Raw genomic sequence first — 18,079 nt, 5'->3', positions numbered from 1 at the left:
CAGTCCAAAGCAAACCCTATATAACGTATTTAAAATTCTACTGCCTTCGTCAAATAAATCTGTTGATAAAATAAAAGTTAAACAAAATCCAATAATAAAAATAACAAAATAGCGAAATATTATTTCTACATCCCCATTCTTTATAAAAATATCTTCTTTCACTAAACTGTTGCGATAGTTTAAGTGTAACATCTCACAATGGATTTCTCAGATTTATTAAATATTTCGGATAAAAAAATAGACCATCGTAATGATGGTCTTGTTTAACTAAAGCACCCGCTAGTTTAATTACGTTTTTTCACATGCTTTGTTGATTTTACATAATTAATTTTATTCATTATAGGAATGCTGCCCTTTTAGTTAAACAAGAAAAAAGTGCTGCCTAAGTAACTCAATGATTTTAAACTAATACTCCGTTAGTTCAAGAAGAACCATATCAATTTATATAGCTCAGATTTTGGCAATATTAAATTGATTCAAATGATACCCACCTTTTAGTAATCTCAGTAAATTTCTTGGTCGCGAGTGAGGTTGGTTTTCTTATAGCTAATCCAATAGTTCGATAGCTATCACTTTCAAGTGGAATGGCTGTAAAAGAAATTTTTGATTTCGGTATAATCATTTCTGGCAATATACTAATTCCTAGATTATTCTCCACCATGGAAATCACCGAGTATTCATTCATATTTTCGAATCGAATATTGGGGCTAACTTTATTCTCCCTAAATATTTTTTGAATATCATCATAGCACTGATACGTTGGCATAATAAAAGGTACATTTTCTATTTGTTGCATTGATACTTGGTTTTCCTTACAAAATGGGGATTGGTTAGATACAACACATAAAAGTCGATCCCTCTTCAATTGTACGAATTCAAAGGATTTTTCAAATGATTCAAAGTAAGTATCATTATTAATAAATCCACAATCTAATCTCCCGTTCTGTAACCAATTCTCAACCTCAGCATAGTTTCCTTCCAGTAATTCGATTTCAATATCTGGAAACTTTCCCTCCATTTTTTTAAGAATACCAGGAATCCAGTTTTTAGAAATACTCGAAAAAACCCCCACTCTTACTATTCCTTTTTGGAACCCATTGATAGCGGCTACTTCCTGCTTCAGCATGTTGTTATAGTATAAAATTTTCCGAACGGTAATTAAAAGCTCCTCTGCATTTTTGGTCAATGTTAAAGTAGAGTGATTGCGAATAAATAATGGAAAGGAAAACTCTTTTTCCAAACTGCTAATTGCATGACTTACAGCAGATTGGGTGAAACCTAACACTTCTGCAGCTTTTGTAAAACTATTGAGTTCTGCTACTTTGTTAAATATTTCATATTTTATTAAAGTCACTATGGTCCTCCTTATGAATTTTATTCATGTTTCCATTATATTTCTTCGTTTTATTTAATGCCATAACCAACTTATAATAAGTGCATGCTCTATTATATGACCCTTGACAAGGGATGTATTTTTCATGGAAGGATGAAGTGAAATGCAAAAAATTTTAGTTACTGGTGCAGCAGGTAAGATTGGCCAAGATGTTACAAGGTTCCTAGATACGCAAGGGAATTACCAGTTACGGCTAGCAGATATTAACTTATCTTCTTTAGAAACTTTTAAAGATACAAATCATGAAATCATATATTTAGATGTTTCTGATTTAGCTGCTTGTCAAGAATTTACCAAAGGTATAGATATAGTTATACACTTGGCAGGTAATCCTTCACCAAATGCTGATTTTTATGGCTCCTTATTAGAAAATCATATAAAGGGAACCTATAATATTTTTAGAGCTGCTAGTGATAATAATGTATCCAAAGTGATAGTTGCTTCGAGTGCTCAAACAATTGAAGGCTATCCTTTGGATTATCAACCACATGCTTATTCACCCACGAGACCCAAAAATATGTACGGGGTAAGTAAGTGTTTTGCAGAGGCTGTTGCTTCTTATTTTGCTTATGAAGAAGGGTTACAAAGTCTTGCTATTCGTATAGGAGCATATGATGATTATAATCCATATGGTAAACCACTAACTGCTAGAGATATGAGTGCATACTTAAGCCCAGAAGATTTTATGGACCTTCTCTTAAAGTCGATGACGGCAAAGAACTTACCTCCATTTTCAATTTTACATGGTGTATCTAACAACAGGTTTAAACGAATTGATATTGAAGGAACAAGAAATTTAGTTGGTTATAACCCAAGTTCTGATGCTTTTGTACTAAGTGGTATTAAGTTCTTTGATTCTTGATAAAGGCATATCTAGAAAAGAGATTATATTATTGTTATTTAGCTTTTATTTGTTCCATTTTCAATAGCTACAGTTTATATAATAGAAAAATATTCCAATTTCCACAGATGCTCTTTTCTTTTTTAACATAATAAACACCCCCTTTAGACAATTATATCTAAAGGGGTAAAACGAAGCCCTGTTCTGCTAAAGTACCCCGTTAGTTGAATAAGCACCTTTTCTTCTACTGCACATTTTGTTCGTACTGTGTAATAAGCATCTTGTTTAGTCAAGATACTTGCTATAAATTTAAATTAACAAATATTAGGTGGTTTTGTGATGGAAGATTTTCTTGCTTATATTGCTTTTGGTTTTGCTGTAGCCGCATTTGGAACTGCTGTTGGCAGTGAATATAGAATAAAAAAATTAAAGAAACGATTAGATGAACTTGAAAAATAATTGTTATTTAACCTTGCGTAACAGAGTAAGGTTTTTCTATTACACATTTTCTTCAAGTGCGACATAAAAAGAATGGAATTTTCATTTTTCTTATTCAACTAAACTGCGCCGATAGCAGCATAAGAAAAAACCGTCTAAATGACAGCACTGATCTTCAGCTATTGTACCCATCAGTTAGGAGTTCCAATATCTTTCCATTAAAGATGTTGACCAATTTGGTTGCTTTACTTCTCCTTTTGGTAGAAACTCTTTCATTACTGGTTTAATATCAATAATAGGAGTTCCGTCTATTGCATCTAATCCCTTAACAATCAATTTTTTATTATTTATTTCCAAAAGTTCTACAATAGTAACGCCTAACTTATTAGGTCTATTTTTACCTCTTTGTGCAAAAATACCAACTTTAGGATATTCTTTATTGTTCCTTGGATATCTTGCTTCAAATTGAATATTATCATCAGCAACCTTATCAAAGTAAAAAACGATTTCTAAGTGAGAGAATTCATTAATACCTTTCAAAGAAGATTCATTTATATTTTCTGCAAGTTCAATGGTTGATATAATTGAACCCCAATTATCATCTTCAATAGCTTTACGATTATTATTTACTATTGCTATTGGATAAATAGAAATTTGCAAAGTTATCCATCCTCCAACTTATTAATATTTATTTTACAAAAAGCTTTAATTCCCTTTAATTAGCAGATCCCTTATTGAACTAAACTGCCCCTTTAGTTCAATAAGCAAAAAACCATCCATTTTCCTCTCTGTATCTAAATATATTTCATTATGATAGAGCCCTTACCATTACTATATTTTACTGTCGTATATGCACCATTCACCAAAATATTTTGTGGAGGTGTATGCCCCACATCAGCATCTAAAATAACAGGGATATTAAAGCTTTCAAAAACATCCTTCAAGGCATCGTTTAGTGTGAAGTCACCTATATCTTTATATCCACTCGTCCGTCCGAAAAGCACGCCTTTAATATTTGTAAACCAATTATTTTGTTGCATTTGCCATAAAGCCCTATAAATTTTTGCTGCATCCATCCCGACAGTTTCAAGATACCAAATGACACCTTCATCATGACAGTATTGATTAACAAAATTATTAACATTATCGAACGGAGTCCCCACCAAGACTTGTAAAGTACTTACACATCCTCCAATCAATCTACCCGAAAATGTCACTTCATCTTCATTGTTTATTGTTTTCCATTTTGTTTGTGAATCGAGGTAAAATCCTTTGGCAGGATTTGAGTACATTTTATCCCAACTAGATTGATATTTTTCAGATGAATATTGTGTAATTTCTTCATTTTCATTACAACTAAGTACATCTATCCATTTACTAGATAATCCATCCCAATCAGGAGCTGATAGTTCAGTGAAATTTACTCCATGAGCAGATGCATGACCTGTTATTGTAGTATATACAAAATTTAATGTACTGATATCTGAATAGCCTAATATCCATTTCGGTTTCGATTCTTTTAGTTTATTCCAATCTATAATTGGAAGGATTTCCATTGCAAAGCTACCTCCCCAAGGAGGCATTATGACGCTAATACTTTCATCTTGAAAAAAAGTCATTAGTTCCTCTGCTCTTTTTTCTTTAGAGGCACTTCTCCCTTTATGTTGTGTTAGTACAGTTTCGCCGATTAAAACTTTAAAACCTTTTTTCTCTACTTGTAGCTTTGCTTCATCCACAAGAATATGTAATGACTCTTCGACGCCACTTGAGGGCGCAGTTACACCTATTAAACTGTCTGGCTTTAGGGATGCCGGATATTTAATTTTCATAAAATTCATCCTTTGAATAGTTATTTTAATATTTATATTTAATAGGTTCTACATTACTGAGAATTATTCCTTCTTCAACTAACCTACACCGTTAGGTCTATATAGAAAAAGGCTGTTTTGTAATAGATTGTTGCTAAAATAAATCGTGAGGAACAACAAAAAACAGAGTTGATCTAGCAAAATGCTTAGAAATTAACTCTGTTTTTTATATCTCGCAAAACAATTCTTCAATTAAAACCCCCGTTAGTTGAAGAAGAAGTGGTATTCATTTAATCCGAATAAGTACCTCCTGGTAAAGTAAAGAAAGAAAATCCGTTGTCTACTCGTAACTTCCATCCTTCAAAATAATTACTGTCGTGGAACAACTCAAGATCAAAGTTGCCTTCAAATTCCACAACTAAATCAGATATTACTTCAAAATGTAAAAATTCATTATTCTTGTTACCATTAGAATCTTTTCAACATTTTTATGTGAGTAAATTTCAGGTGTTAGGACGCAGTCTGAATAACCAATCACAATTTCATTAGAAACTTGTAACCTCCAAGGGAATTCAATAATTAAACCAGCAGTTTCAAAAGCCATCCCTAAAGGCAAGTTCTTTTCTGTATTTACTTCTGTAACCTTCTGACCTTGGCTAAGTTAAATCTTAATGTTGTTTTTTGCCCCAAAAGAAAACCGCCTTTTTAAAAGGAAGTTAATTTAACTAACGTTACGCGTTAGTTAAATTAATTAGTTGTCTGTTTTTATTGAGTGTCTTCGTCGCTTTTGTACTCCAAAATATCTCCAGGCTGACATTCTAAAGCCTTACAAATCCCCTCTAAAGTTGATAATCGAATCGCTTTTGCCTTTCCATTTTTCAATATAGAAAGGTTAGCCATTGTTATTCCAACACTCTCCGAAAGTGCTGTTACGCTCATTTTTCTTTTTGCTAACATCACATCAATATTAATTATAATCGCCATGTTATTCACCTCAGACCGTCAAATCATTTTCTGATTTTATGTTAATCGCTTCTTGTAGAAGTCGTTGGAGGATAGCAGCAAAAACGGCGATAACCAACGAAGTAAAAATGATAATAAGTCCCATTAATCCAATAGGTGGGTCAACTTCCTTCGCTATAAAACTAAAGAGCGGCATACCTAATACATACAAACCACTGATTGTAATTGCACAGCACTTTATGTTCTTTAACGCCTTTACAGATAATTCCGAGAACGCTGCGTTCTCATCAATGTACCGTAAAAGATTGAAAGCCTGATAGAGAGCAAAGTAAAAAGGCACAGCCGCTCCATACATCACGATGAAAACGAGATATTTCATTAGGGCAATATTTGGATACAATTTTGCTGCGAAATTCGCCATATGAGGCACTAGAAATATACATATAGCAAGAACCGGTAGTCCTATAATAAAAACAGCTATTTTTAAAAACAATGTTGTGACTTTTCTCAAAATAAACACCTCACATTTTCATTTCATTTTTTTCTAGGAAATTTTTAATGGGTTTTTGTAGAACACTTACAAAAGTTGCAACGATACTTGTCACTAAAATACCCATTAGACTTAATGATATTGGACCTGCTGGATCATCTCCAGTGACTTTAGCAAGTACCCTTAAGCTTACTATTCCTAACAGAATGAGAAAAATGACTGTAAAAGCACATTTTTTTATAACTTTCAAAGATTTAAGGGATAATTCAGAGAAAGCATTGTTTTTTTCGATATAGGTTAGTAGTTTAAATGTTTGACACAACGCAACAGAAAACGTAATACAGAATCCATATGCACATACTAAAAAAGGGATTAGGAAGTAAGTCGTATCTGGATGTACCTTTGCATCTTTAATAGCTATCTTAGGCAACCAAAAGATACATAAAGCAAGCAACGCAATTCCAATCAGAAAAATAATTACCTTTAAAAAGGTGGTTGAACTTTGTTTAACATTCATTTTAAGCACCTCACTGATTTAGTTAATTTAACATATTTTTTATCGTTACACAATAAATTAATATCGTTTTTTATTATATGTTATATCCACAATGAAAAGAATTTCTCATTACAAAGAAATGCTCTTACTTTAAAATAGTAAATTACAACTTGTCCAACAAAACTGCCTTTTAGTTGAATATCAACAATCTTTGAGAAAATAGCCAAGAAAAAAAGAGCTGCATATGCAACTCAATGATCTTCTACTAAAGCACCCGTTAGTTGAACAAAATTAATCCACAGTTTGTACCCATCGAGTATTAATAAACTATTAGATGTTGATTTCAATTGGATACGCCCTCTTATTTAATAGAGATAACCTAGAAAATCTAAGTCTCCTTCAGTCCATTCCTTCTTACTAATTTTCTTAATCATCAATTCACTTATTTCTTCATAGCCTATGCCCAGAATAGTTTGATTTCTATCATCAATTTTCAACCATTTACATTTGTTTTTAACTGTTTTGAAGCCGTTCTTTAAATATAATGTCTTATTGTCGGCAAATAAAAGCAAAAATTCAATATCCTTCTTTACACAATATTTATCAATTTCTGATAGTAAAAGTGAGGCTATTCCTTTTGAGCGGAATTCTTTTGAAACACATAAGTCAATTATCCCTAATACTTTTATAGGTTCTCCATTAAGATTCATAACTCGGTAATCTAACCCAACCTGTGCAAGAAGATGTTTCTCCTCATTAAAAGCTAAGTATCTAAAATGTGGCACTTGTTTAAAATAAATCCTATTATTTGGATATATACCCTGAAAACTCTCAGTCAATAACTCTTGAATATTTTCAGACAGTTCATTTTCAATTTCGCACTCTATGACTTTTTTCATTTTCAAATTTTCTTCATTCTTTATCATAAATAAAAAATCCTTTCTTTAGCTATCCTTCTTTTAGTAAACTACAGTGATTTTTCGAATCAGTTTTCAATAATGTAAATCCTTTCTTCAACTAAACTGCCCCGTTAGTACAATAAGAAAAAAGAACTGTCTAAGCAGCTCATTGATCTTCAAGTAAAGCACCCGTTAGTTTAAGTACAATTTTTCACAATCTTATAAAACGACTGTACTTTTATGGCAATATGTCCCCTTTTAAGAATTTCTCCGATATTACTTGTTTTCTCAATATTTGTTCTCTAATTGTTACGTTTATGTTTTTGAAGCAATATGATTCATATTTATAATTGCTTGTACAACTCTTTTACTCTGAGTATAAAACTATCGAACGCTTCTTCCGCCTCAACTCGACGTCGTACTGTACAAATTACAGGATATTTAGGACAAAGTTGTAACAACTTCTCCTGTTCCAGTTCAATAGGTAAATCACCATCTACCTTTACATCCCAAAACCCTTGCATATTCTTATATGCAACTGCTTGAAAATCACTTCCCCAATCCCTGTTAAAAGTGATATGCCAATGACGTCCAGGTAAATGCTCCTCAATTTCCCTCGCATAATTGCTATAAGATGTTTTAATAAAAACAAGTTCCATCTCTTCCGTCACAAGATTAGTAGGAATGGGTGCCTGATTTGGTAAATCTTCATTATCATATAGAGCACCAGCTAACAAATAAGCTAAGGCCTTCTTTGCATTTTGAATGGCTTCCTTTTTCGATGAGCCTGAGACTAAGTAATCCTCCCAACCGTAATCTGGAAGTAATGTTGGGAAATGAATGCCGAAAATTTCTTCTTCTTTCTTTATAAATGCTGGATAAACTACATTCTCAAATGCAATATCAACTACACCTACCCTTTATATATTGGTGAAACTTCAAAATTCTAATGTAATCTTGTTCAACTAAACTGCTGCGTTAGTTCAATTAGAAAAGAAGCTTTACTCCTGCTTGAAGTAAAGCATCCCGTCAGTAAAAAAATACATACAAAACAATAATTACTATTTCAAAAAATTCTTGTACAAAGACAAAAAAGTCTAAACTAAAATTTCCTTTTTGGTTTCCACTGACTTACCGATTTACATGTGGGTTATAAAAGTATACTTAGAGCAATAAGAAATTCTAACATGCTATTGTTCTATGAGTAGATATTGTTCTATGAGTAAAACCGCACTAATTCGGCTAGGTGTATCCCATAAATAAGACCGTCTATGACTGCATCTGATTAATGCCATTAGAATTTACCACTTCCGCCATCTTTTGTGCCGGTATTTGACAAAAAATACTGCGATATTCCAACCACTTCCCGAAAGTCGTTAATAATTTTATATGTGGAAGTAGCCAAACAAGAATAGAAACTTGAAGATGACGATACACCGTCGTCATCTTCGGAAATTGGTGGATTAGATATTTCGTTCCTCACACTCGAAGGGTTCTTCACACGAGTAAATTTCATGGAAAAAACCTTTATACGGAATATCGTCCTCCAAACATTTTATGAGATACGACAACTCCTCATCACACTCCGGTTCTTCACCATTGTTCCGCATTACCTCAAATGCATCAATAATATTTTCCATGAGGGTAATTTGAATAAATAAGGACAAATTATTCAACATCGAATCTTCGATTTGGGACTCAGATGTGTATCCCTCGAGTACTGTTTTGAAATAATCATCCATAAAGTCTTGCCGTTTAACGGCATCTGGTTCGAATTGTATCCAGCCCAAACCGAGCATCCAGACATTCGCCAAGTCATACATATACCAACAGAAACAAGAGTTATCGAAATCAAATACAGTGATTTGTCCGGTATCAAAGTCAATCATATAATTACCATCATTGTAATCAAAATGTACCATACCGAAAGACTCAGAGTTCTTGTCCAATCCTTCTAAGATTTTAAGAAGCTCTACCATCTTCTCCTTAAGCAGTGGTAACGTGCCTGGTATCAGATTATCGATATACTCGACATTGTATTTATCAAAGAAACTATATCGGCGATGAACAGGAGCATAGCCTTTCGACAATTGGTGCAGCTTCCCGAGAACTTTACCGCAGTTATAATAGTATTCCGTAATAGGAACTCCTTTGCGATACTGATAATGGTTTTCTACAAGCATTTTCCCCCTAGCCTTTTCGAACAGGCAGACAAAAAAGGTGTGATTATTATGAGTGATCTCTTCCAATAGATTCTCCTTCCGGGAGCTGATCACATTCGAGACACTACCGCCATGCTCGAATAAATATTGGATATATTCAACTTCGCCCAACAAATCCTCTCGGCTCCTGTCATTTAAATAGGCGATTCTCAGTATTTTTGCACTAGCGCCCTCTTTCTCACAGTTATAAACGACATTCCGCCCTCCGGCATGCCCATTAATTAGACATGTTTCATAGCCTTCCAACCCGTACAACTCTGATACTAGTGGACTTAAATAAGCTTCGTATATTTCAGCAACTTCATTTTGATTCATTATATCTCCTCCAACTGACTTCATTTTCACCCAAGGCGGGTGTTTGTCTATATTGCTATATTTCAAGGCTCATTGGCCGAAAGTAAAGCACCCATAGAACGCCTTCACTTTTGTTCAAAAGTTTACATGCTTTAACTTATTCAACAGCTTTCTAAAAAAACTTCATACTCCACTAAACTGCCCCGTTATCTGCAATAGAAAAAGCGATCTCTCATAATGAAAAATCCTTCTGTTGACTGAATGGCACAGTTAACATTTGCTTTTAAACCTTACATTTCAAAACTCTACCACTTAAGTAGCATTTTACCATATTTAGAGTTCACTAAGAAAGACATTCATCCCTTTAATACAATATCAGAGATTGCGGTACATCTTTTTTTAAAACAATTAAACATTTTTCAAGTCGGCCAAACTTTATTTCAAATCTACATGATACGATTCTCCGTATTATTGATAAGTACGGTTCAGTTTGTTTAACAATCTAGCAACTATATTACTTTATTCAATCTCGATAATCATTCATTCTGAGACTTCTTTTATGAGCTGTTTATTTGTTGCTAGTAGTCGTTCAAAGATGTAGCTTTCGCCTCTGTCCGCTCGGATGGTGTTCGAATGACAAACGGACGTACCTTTATTCTTCCAAGTACAATTAATAAGAGATGATATCAACACTGCTGGGGCAAATTTATTGAAAATATATGATATTAAAGAATGTCTAAAATTTATTTGCCAATAATCACAAAAGACGAGTTGAGAAATCTTAACTCGTCTTTTATATTAAAAAATCACACTTGCTTATGGTACGGTTCACCAAAACTAATATTAAACTGTATTACTTCTTTTTCTTCGTCCATCTATTTCTATTGTTAAATGATATAACAAACACCTTATTGAACTAACCTGCCCCTTTAGTTCAATAAAGAATGATGAGCTGCCTATGCAACTCAATACTCCTTTATTAACTCCCATAGTTGTAGTATGTTTCTACATAAACTATAAGCCTCTCTAGTGACATAAAAAAGCGATTTTTTCTAATGAAGAATCACCCTATTGTACAATAAAACATCTAAATAATATTAGCTATTCCTTAGAACCAATACCCACAATGGAAATAACAATACTCTGGTTGTATAGACCACAAAAACATTGTATACTATTTTTGTTATCAAAAATTCCCATTTTAAGGATGATTAGATGAAAAAACCACGTATTGGCATGATAGGGTTAGGAAGTATAGCGCAAAAAGCATATTTACCGATTCTTTCTCGAGAAACAGATTGGTCATTTGTAGGTGCTTTTTCACCAAGCAAAGATAAACGAAAAATGATTTGCAATCAATATCGTATTCAAGATTTTAATAGTATACAAACACTCGCTGCAGAGTGTGATGCTGTTTTCGTACACAGTTCTACTAGCTCACATTTTGAAGTAGTATCTTCCCTTTTAACTAAAGGAATAGATGTTTATGTAGATAAACCATTAGCGGCAACTGTTGCTGAAGCTGAAAAATTAGTAGAACTAAGCGAAAAATCTGGTAGAAAGCTTATGGTTGGATTTAATCGACGCTTTGCACCTATGTATGTACAAGCAAAACAAGAAGCTCAAAACATTTCATCAGTCCGCATTGAAAAACATAGAACAGATAGCGTGGGTCCTTACTCTTATGATTTTACTATGTTAGATGATTACTTGCATGTAGTTGATACAGCTAGATGGTTAGCAAATGGGGATTTAGATTTACTACATGGAACAGTAAATCTAAGTAGTGAGAATTATCTTGTCTATGCCGGACATGCTTATAAATCCAAGGAAGGTGTTTCTTTTTTCACAGACATGCATCGAAAAGCGGGAACTAACCTTGAAAAAATTGAACTATTAACAGATGGAGCAATTTTAAGTATTAAAAATATGAATACTTTAGAAATTGCATCAAAAAACAGCGTAACTACTTCGTTTTCTCCTCCTTGGGATACTACGTTAAAGCAAAGAGGTTTTGAAGATGCTGTACAACATTTTATTGACTGTATTCAAAATGATGAGAAACCACTGATTGATGGACTAGAAGGTCTGAAATCTCAATTATTTGTCACTCAGTTAATAGAAGCTGTGACTAAGTAAACTTTATCTTGTTATTAGAAGTCCACATTAGATTTTTGATCGGGAATCGAATGGTTTCGTGTTTCAACTTCCAAAATACGGCATATACAAAGTATTACATGCCTGTATGAACGAACACGGGACCTCCACATTTAAATTGGCAGCGATATTTAATTTGTCTGCCGATTCCAATCTATAGCTTTGAAAAAACTCTTTAATTACATAAGGATTGACGAGCCTTGGAGAAAAGAAAAAAGATGTCCATCTATGTAAAAACAGTCAATAACCAACCAAATGACAAACTCCATCTTAAAAATCTGTAGAAGAACTAAAAGCAGAATTAGATTACCTACGTTTTGAATAATCCACATAAAATAAACTCCACTACTTAAACTAACCTACCCCGTTAGTTCAATAAAAAAAGAGCTGCATATGCTGATCTTCAAGTAAAGCACCCGTTAGTTGAAGAAGTACTATATGATATTCAAATATTTTTCATAGCAAACACATTCATAGATTCGTTGGTTGGTTGTTTTAAATTGCTCAATCTCTTCTCCAACGTAATGTGCGAATGTATTGACTAATCGCTCATTTCCCCATCCCCTTTAACATCATTAATAAAATCTCTTCTATCACAATATCAGGCTCATCATGATGTACATAATGTCCACTACGACTAGCAATCCGGAACTTACTTGAGGTAGACAGCCTTTGGAATTCTGCTTGTAGACTTTGTTCAATTTCTAATATTTCTTGAGAGGGCCATCCCTCTTCACCATTATCGGGTAAACCTCTTGTAATAATTGAAAGAGGGATGTCACTTTGTCTTGAATGATCAACAATTTGCTTATAACTCTGTATTTTATCAATCTTCTCACTATTCAACATAGGATTCTCAAAATATTCCCTATTTCCTGCAAGTAGATTTTCTGGTAGAGCCTTTTCATAGGCAAGTTCTTTATATTCCGGTGCAGCGTCAACTAAAACCAAACCACAGATATCCATCGGATAAAGACTGGTAAACAATCTGGCGACCAACCCACCAAAGGAATGTCCTACCAATATATAAGGCTTCTCCACGTCAAGCGCTTGCAACAATTCGGATAGCTCCTCGACAAGATCACAGCAAGTTCGTGGGACTGCTAAGTCTTGACTCCTGCCAATACCCGCCCTGTCATAGGACAAGGTTGACGTTTCATCAGATATTCTGTCTTGGACTTTTTTCCATGTTTCATGGCTATCGCCTAACCCTGCAATAAAGATTACGCTTGGTGTATTTTTACGTTGATATTTATGGAACAGTATACGACTATTATAGTAATCGATTATTTTTTTATATTGTATAGTCACTTTTAATCACCCATTTAAATTATATGCTTTACATTATTATTTCCACAATAAAAAAGAGCTGATTAAGTAGCTCAATGATACTCAAGTCAAGCACCCGTTTGTTGAATAAGATTAGCGAAATTTATTCCTTTATGAAGCATTATTTAATAGGCTCTTCTTTATCATAATCTCTTTCAACAGTATCCTCATTTATTGCGTGATCAAACTCAATTCCATCTGCTGTTCTCATATAAGAATAAGTGTAATTTCTTTCCTCGTAGAAAATGATTTCTATGGTATCTACTTTAAGTCCTTTCATAACTTCATATTTAACATATTTAGGTGGAGAGTATTCTTCAGGCGTAAATCCTTTCTTATTTAAATATTCTACAACTTCATTTTTAAAATCTTCTACTTTTTTATATTCTGAATACCAAAAAACCCCGATAAATACCAATAAAAAAACAAAAATAATCGAAATATATTTTTTCATAAGTACACCTCATATTTTTTATAATGATAATCAAAATATAGATAGAGCTAATACGATTCCAATCCAATCTCAACAGCTCAACCATTATTCCTCTTAAAGCAATCTGCCCCGTTAGTACAATAAGAAACTTACATTATTATCCGTCTATTCAAATTTTTATAATTGTCTATATAGAAAGCAACATAACCGCAATTCGGACAAACAGACGCTTTTGGTTTTTCAGACACTTTGTTGAACAGTCCTTTAACCTTTTTAAATATTTTTATTCCATACATAACACCTTCAACATTAACGCCACAATCTTTAACCATTTCACTTTGACAATGATTGCACTTCAACTTGTAAACCACCTTTGATTTTTTAAATGCTTTTATATATAGAAATAGACAACATTATTAAACTCCCATAACGTACTTGTTCAACAAAACTGCTCAGTTAGTTTTAAAAAAAGAGCTGCCTGAACAGCTCAGATCTTCTACTAAAGCACTCGTGAGTTGAAGATCTTCCAAATGAATATCATCTCGTAACTAACATTATCAGCAGAGTTATTTAAGCTTGGTTAAAACTTATTATTAATTAAATATAGTCCTGATTATAATAATCCACACAATTAAAAGAAATGATGTTGTCATCAAAAATGTATTTATTGAAGTTTTTTTATCCGTGTTTATCTATTTCAAAATACTAACTAAGTTTAAACAGAAAACAATACTCAAAATTGGTGCTATGTATAAACCAATGTCATCTAACAGTCTGATGATCATTTATTGCAACTCCATTCTACTTTTTATCCATAATTTGATATTATCAATAAAAAATACTAACCTAATTAAATATTAACCTATTTTCCAACATATAACACCTTTTCGAATTGAAATAATCCTATATTAATATTATGTATATGGTTACTCTTCTTAAACTAACCTGCCCCTTTAGTTGGATAAGGAAAAGGAGCCGTCTGAACAGCTCGACCATCTTCCACTAAACCACCCGTTAGCTCAATAAGACGTAACTGGGATATATTTATAATTCTCATAGTAAAATAATTCATTGTCGCAAAAAAACTCATTCACCTATTTATTCATTTTTATGTTGTTTGAACCTCTCTTTTATATACAAAAAAATCCTTTTATAAAATTGTTAAATTATTTAATGTATTAATAATCATTTTTAATACAAAATATGAAGGAATAAATAATATATTAGGGAGTGTGTTGATTAATGGGCGTTATGGATAATAATCCAAAAAAAGATCCTATGCATTATGGTGAAGTAATGGGTTCTTGGTCATTTGTTGCAGCAAACAATGGACTAATAAGTGGATATGAGACATTTGTTAATCATGTTGGAGATAAAGACCTTAAAAAGCTACTCACACAAGTTATAGAAATGATGCAATCACATAATAAAGAGGTTGTGGAGCTATTAAAAAATAACGGTATTGTTCCTCCACCTGCATTACCAAGTCGCCCGAAAGCAACGACTGAAGATATTCCTGTTGGTGCAAGATTTGAGGATATAGAAATTAGTGCAACAGTTGCTGTAAATGTTGGACAAGGTTTAGTGTCATGTAGCCAAGTAATGGGGCAATGTTTACGTGAAGATATTGCAAGGATGTTCGGTAAATTCCATACAGAATGGGCACTATTTGGAGCGAAACTATTAAAACTTAACAAAGAAAAAGGATGGATTGTTCCACCACCTCTTCACACAGATGTGCCAGAATAATAACGTAAAATAACGTAACTGTATTTTGAATGGTAAAGGGACCAATTAGAAGGTCCCTTTTGTTTTGTTATTCTTGTTTAAGGTTCCAGCTTAACTTAAGTACATATAAATCGCCCTTAATTAATTTTTTGTATTATTTTACCTATATCTACTCGTACTGTCCTTATTCAAGTAAACTGCCCGTTAGTTGAATAAGAAAAAAGAGCTGCATATGCAACTCAATGATCTTCAAGTAAAGCTTCCGGTAGTTTAAATGCAATATTTCACAATCTGAAGGAAAACAACCCTTATCACAGCTCAGTTCCGTTCTTTAATTCTTGTAGCTGAGGTTGAATAAAAGTTGAGCTATAATTATTTATTTAATCTCTTTCCCATCAATTCTGCCATTTGTTTCGAATTCGGAGTTTCTTCATTTTGTAATTTATCAACGATGTTTGCATAATCGATTTCATTACGGTTCTGACTTAATTTATATGCAGCCTGAATTTCTTCCACCTTAATGTTAAATCCAACAATTCCTTTAAGTTCCTTTTCTAAAAGTTCTGGAGAAAGTTTGTCCCATAAGATTGGATTCTCTCGATGTTTTTCATATTTTTCTAACATTACTGTTAATTCTTCTATTAATTCATCTTTTTCTAAAATACTTGCTTTTCCATAGATATGGATAGCTTGATAATTCCATGTCGGAACATTTTCGCGCTCATACCAGGAAGAAGAAATATAGGCATTCGGTCCCTGAAACATAACAAGCACATCTCCACAGGTTTCAAATGTTCTCCACTGAGGATTCCCATATGCCATATGTCCGGTAATATAGTAATCATCGCTTTTTTTATTTAATACAAAGGGTAAATGAGTGGCAATTGGTGTTCCTTGCTTTGTTGACACAAGCGTACCAAAAGAGTTCGTTTGAATAAAATCCCGAATTTCACCAACATCAGTTACCTTATAGTATTTAGGAATATACATAATAAACCTCCTTTATAAAGTTATATGAGTGTTTTTGTCATTATTACATCAATTTGTTCTTCATTACCCATATAAAAAGAGTGAGCTCCAGTTTGGACAAAACCTATTTTTTTATAAAAGCAAATTGCGTTCTCATTCTTCTCCCAAACTCCGAGCCAGATATTTTTTTTGTTTTGTTCTTCGGCTATTTCCACCGCTGTATTTATTAGATATTCTCCAAAACCTTTTCTTTGAAATTTATTTCTTATATATATTCTCTCAATTTCGAGTGACTCATCACCCATTTTTTCTGATTGGGCATCATTTATATTTACCTTTAAATATCCAGCAATTTCATCATTGAAGTAGATGAAATAGAATCCCGAAGAGATATTGGTTAATTCCTTTTCTAGTTGTTCAGAGTTGAATGCTCTTTCCAAATAGGCTTTCATATTTTCAGCGGAATTCTGATTTCTAAATGTATCATTGAATGTTTCAATACTTATTTCTCGGAGTAATTGTAAATCCTCACGATTGCACTTTATTATTTTTGCAGTCATTTTAATATACAGCTCCCTTATATAAATTCAATAATTTCTCTTGTTTCCTTTTTTCACAAATTCCCAGTCAATTTCTATATTTTTTCGAATCTTTTTAATAAGATGAAAAATGGTTTCTGCTTCTCTTTCGGAAAATCCCGTTAATGCGATTCTATTCGAATAATCATTTTCTCTCTTTATTATTGGAAAAACTATTTTCCCTTTGTCTGTTGGAAAAAGTCTTTTTATTTTTTTATTATGTTCATCTTCTTTCTTTTCAATAAATCCATTAATCTCGAGTTTTTTTATAGCACGAGAGGCTGTTATTCGATCTCCTTTTATCATCCCTGCTAACTTCTCTTGTATGATCCCTGGGTTTTCACATATTCGAACAAGGTACAAATACTGTCCTTTTGTAAGGTCATATCCTTTAAATTCTATATTACTTATAGAATCTAATGCCCTTGCAATCATTCCAATCTCACGAAGAATTTCCTTCATAATTAACTCGTTTATATTTTATTGCAAATGCAATAAAAAAAATTACGATAAAGAGGTCGAATAAAGTTTTAGGCTTAGTTTTTCCGGTTCAGTACAATAATTCCTTGTTCAACTATCCTGCCCCTTTAGTTGAATAAAAAAAGAGCTGTCTGAACAGCTCAAAGTTCTTCTACTAAAGAACCCGTTTGTTTAAGTACATTACTTCAAAATTAACATAAATATCCAATTTGTTGCCGTTAATATAACAATCACTGAGAATACTATATCCTTATAAACCAATTACTTGTACTTTATATATAGACTACCCTGATATATACAAAACGCATTTTAAATTACTTATAAAAAAGAGTATAAATATATTAATACGGAAATTGTAATGATTGCGTTAACGATACCTGAAAATATACTGAGAATAAATAAAGATTGTCGAATAGTCCTCTTTCTCTAAGGTTTGAGGAAGCAGGTTCCCGTACCCATATAGATAACTGACCAATATGATGGATTTCGTGGACAATGACATGACGTATAACCTCTTTCCAATTCTTCAGTAATCATAATAATAGGCATTCTCCGTTTTTC

18 protein-coding genes and 1 pseudogene are annotated in these 18,079 nt (G+C 32.8%); 3 read left to right on the top strand and 16 right to left on the bottom strand.

What is annotated here, in order from left to right:
• Window positions 1-466: 466 nt before the first annotated feature.
• Entirely contained in the window at window positions 467-1,354 is an 888-nt protein-coding gene (locus MHH85_RS08435; RefSeq protein ID WP_340706669.1) for a LysR family transcriptional regulator, read from the bottom strand.
• 142 nt (window positions 1,355-1,496) lie between these two features.
• Between MHH85_RS08435 and MHH85_RS08430 the strand changes: the two genes are divergently transcribed.
• Entirely contained in the window at window positions 1,497-2,255 is a 759-nt protein-coding gene (locus tag MHH85_RS08430; RefSeq protein WP_340706668.1) for an NAD-dependent epimerase/dehydratase family protein, read from the top strand.
• Between the two features lie 612 nt (window positions 2,256-2,867).
• Here MHH85_RS08430 and tsaA read toward each other — a convergent pair.
• The 8 genes from tsaA to MHH85_RS08390 all read right to left on the bottom strand — a co-directional run bounded on the left by tsaA (window position 2,868) and on the right by MHH85_RS08390 (window position 9,865).
• The gene (tsaA, locus tag MHH85_RS08425; protein WP_193739765.1) at window positions 2,868-3,332 is read right to left on the bottom strand and encodes a tRNA (N6-threonylcarbamoyladenosine(37)-N6)-methyltransferase TrmO; all 465 of its coding nucleotides are present in this window, start codon (window positions 3,330-3,332) and stop codon (window positions 2,868-2,870) included.
• Between the two features lie 134 nt (window positions 3,333-3,466).
• Window positions 3,467-4,501 carry a S66 family peptidase gene (locus tag MHH85_RS08420; protein WP_340706667.1) on the bottom strand — a complete coding sequence of 345 codons (1,035 nt, stop codon included), beginning with the start codon at window positions 4,499-4,501 and terminating at the stop codon, window positions 3,467-3,469.
• A gap of 744 nt (window positions 4,502-5,245) precedes the next feature.
• Complete coding sequence (locus MHH85_RS08415) at window positions 5,246-5,464, bottom strand: helix-turn-helix domain-containing protein (protein ID WP_193739768.1); 219 nt, start codon at window positions 5,462-5,464, stop codon at window positions 5,246-5,248.
• Between the two features lie 10 nt (window positions 5,465-5,474).
• Window positions 5,475-5,954: a DUF2975 domain-containing protein gene (locus tag MHH85_RS08410; RefSeq protein WP_340706666.1), complete on the bottom strand. Its 480-nt coding sequence runs from the start codon at window positions 5,952-5,954 to the stop codon at window positions 5,475-5,477.
• 10 nt (window positions 5,955-5,964) lie between these two features.
• A complete protein-coding gene (locus MHH85_RS08405; RefSeq protein ID WP_340706665.1) occupies window positions 5,965-6,450 on the bottom strand; it encodes a DUF2975 domain-containing protein in 486 nt (161 codons plus the stop codon).
• Between the two features lie 344 nt (window positions 6,451-6,794).
• On the bottom strand, window positions 6,795-7,355 hold the full coding sequence (locus MHH85_RS08400; protein WP_340706664.1) for a GNAT family N-acetyltransferase: 561 nt from the start codon (window positions 7,353-7,355) through the stop codon (window positions 6,795-6,797).
• A 317-nt stretch (window positions 7,356-7,672) separates the two neighbouring features.
• On the bottom strand, window positions 7,673-8,065 hold the full coding sequence (locus MHH85_RS08395; protein WP_340706663.1) for a hypothetical protein: 393 nt from the start codon (window positions 8,063-8,065) through the stop codon (window positions 7,673-7,675).
• A 726-nt stretch (window positions 8,066-8,791) separates the two neighbouring features.
• Entirely contained in the window at window positions 8,792-9,865 is a 1,074-nt protein-coding gene (locus MHH85_RS08390) for a phosphotransferase enzyme family protein (protein WP_340706662.1), read from the bottom strand.
• A 1,194-nt stretch (window positions 9,866-11,059) separates the two neighbouring features.
• On the opposite strand from MHH85_RS08390, the gene MHH85_RS08385 reads away from it, so the two are divergent.
• Window positions 11,060-11,983: a Gfo/Idh/MocA family protein gene (locus MHH85_RS08385; RefSeq protein ID WP_340706661.1), complete on the top strand. Its 924-nt coding sequence runs from the start codon at window positions 11,060-11,062 to the stop codon at window positions 11,981-11,983.
• A gap of 567 nt (window positions 11,984-12,550) precedes the next feature.
• Here the strand turns inward: MHH85_RS08385 and MHH85_RS08380 are convergent.
• The 3 genes from MHH85_RS08380 to MHH85_RS08370 form a co-directional block, all read right to left on the bottom strand.
• Window positions 12,551-13,312, bottom strand: coding sequence for an alpha/beta fold hydrolase (locus tag MHH85_RS08380; protein WP_340706660.1), 762 nt, complete (start codon window positions 13,310-13,312; stop codon window positions 12,551-12,553).
• A 139-nt stretch (window positions 13,313-13,451) separates the two neighbouring features.
• Complete coding sequence (locus MHH85_RS08375) at window positions 13,452-13,784, bottom strand: hypothetical protein (protein WP_340706659.1); 333 nt, start codon at window positions 13,782-13,784, stop codon at window positions 13,452-13,454.
• A 919-nt stretch (window positions 13,785-14,703) separates the two neighbouring features.
• Entirely contained in the window at window positions 14,704-14,835 is a 132-nt protein-coding gene (locus MHH85_RS08370) for a hypothetical protein (protein WP_340706658.1), read from the bottom strand.
• Window positions 14,836-15,005: 170 nt separating this feature from the next.
• On the opposite strand from MHH85_RS08370, the gene MHH85_RS08365 reads away from it, so the two are divergent.
• Window positions 15,006-15,512, top strand: coding sequence for a DUF3231 family protein (locus MHH85_RS08365; protein ID WP_340706657.1), 507 nt, complete (start codon window positions 15,006-15,008; stop codon window positions 15,510-15,512).
• A gap of 351 nt (window positions 15,513-15,863) precedes the next feature.
• Here the strand turns inward: MHH85_RS08365 and MHH85_RS08360 are convergent, their stop codons facing one another.
• The 4 genes and pseudogenes from MHH85_RS08360 to MHH85_RS08345 form a co-directional block, all read right to left on the bottom strand.
• Complete coding sequence (locus tag MHH85_RS08360; protein WP_340706656.1) at window positions 15,864-16,481, bottom strand: FMN-binding negative transcriptional regulator; 618 nt, start codon at window positions 16,479-16,481, stop codon at window positions 15,864-15,866.
• Window positions 16,482-16,501: 20 nt separating this feature from the next.
• Entirely contained in the window at window positions 16,502-17,020 is a 519-nt protein-coding gene (locus tag MHH85_RS08355) for a GNAT family N-acetyltransferase (protein ID WP_340706655.1), read from the bottom strand.
• Window positions 17,021-17,047: 27 nt separating this feature from the next.
• Complete coding sequence (locus MHH85_RS08350) at window positions 17,048-17,500, bottom strand: MarR family winged helix-turn-helix transcriptional regulator (RefSeq protein WP_340706654.1); 453 nt, start codon at window positions 17,498-17,500, stop codon at window positions 17,048-17,050.
• Window positions 17,501-17,859: 359 nt separating this feature from the next.
• Window positions 17,860-18,033, bottom strand: a pseudogene (locus MHH85_RS08345) (hypothetical protein); the annotation flags it as partial.
• Window positions 18,034-18,079 lie beyond the last annotated feature (46 nt).

Source organism: Viridibacillus sp. FSL E2-0187, assembly GCF_038006425.1.
In the GTDB taxonomy this organism is placed as follows: domain Bacteria; phylum Bacillota; class Bacilli; order Bacillales_A; family Planococcaceae; genus Viridibacillus; species Viridibacillus arvi.
This window is presented reverse-complemented; position numbering and strand designations above follow the sequence as displayed.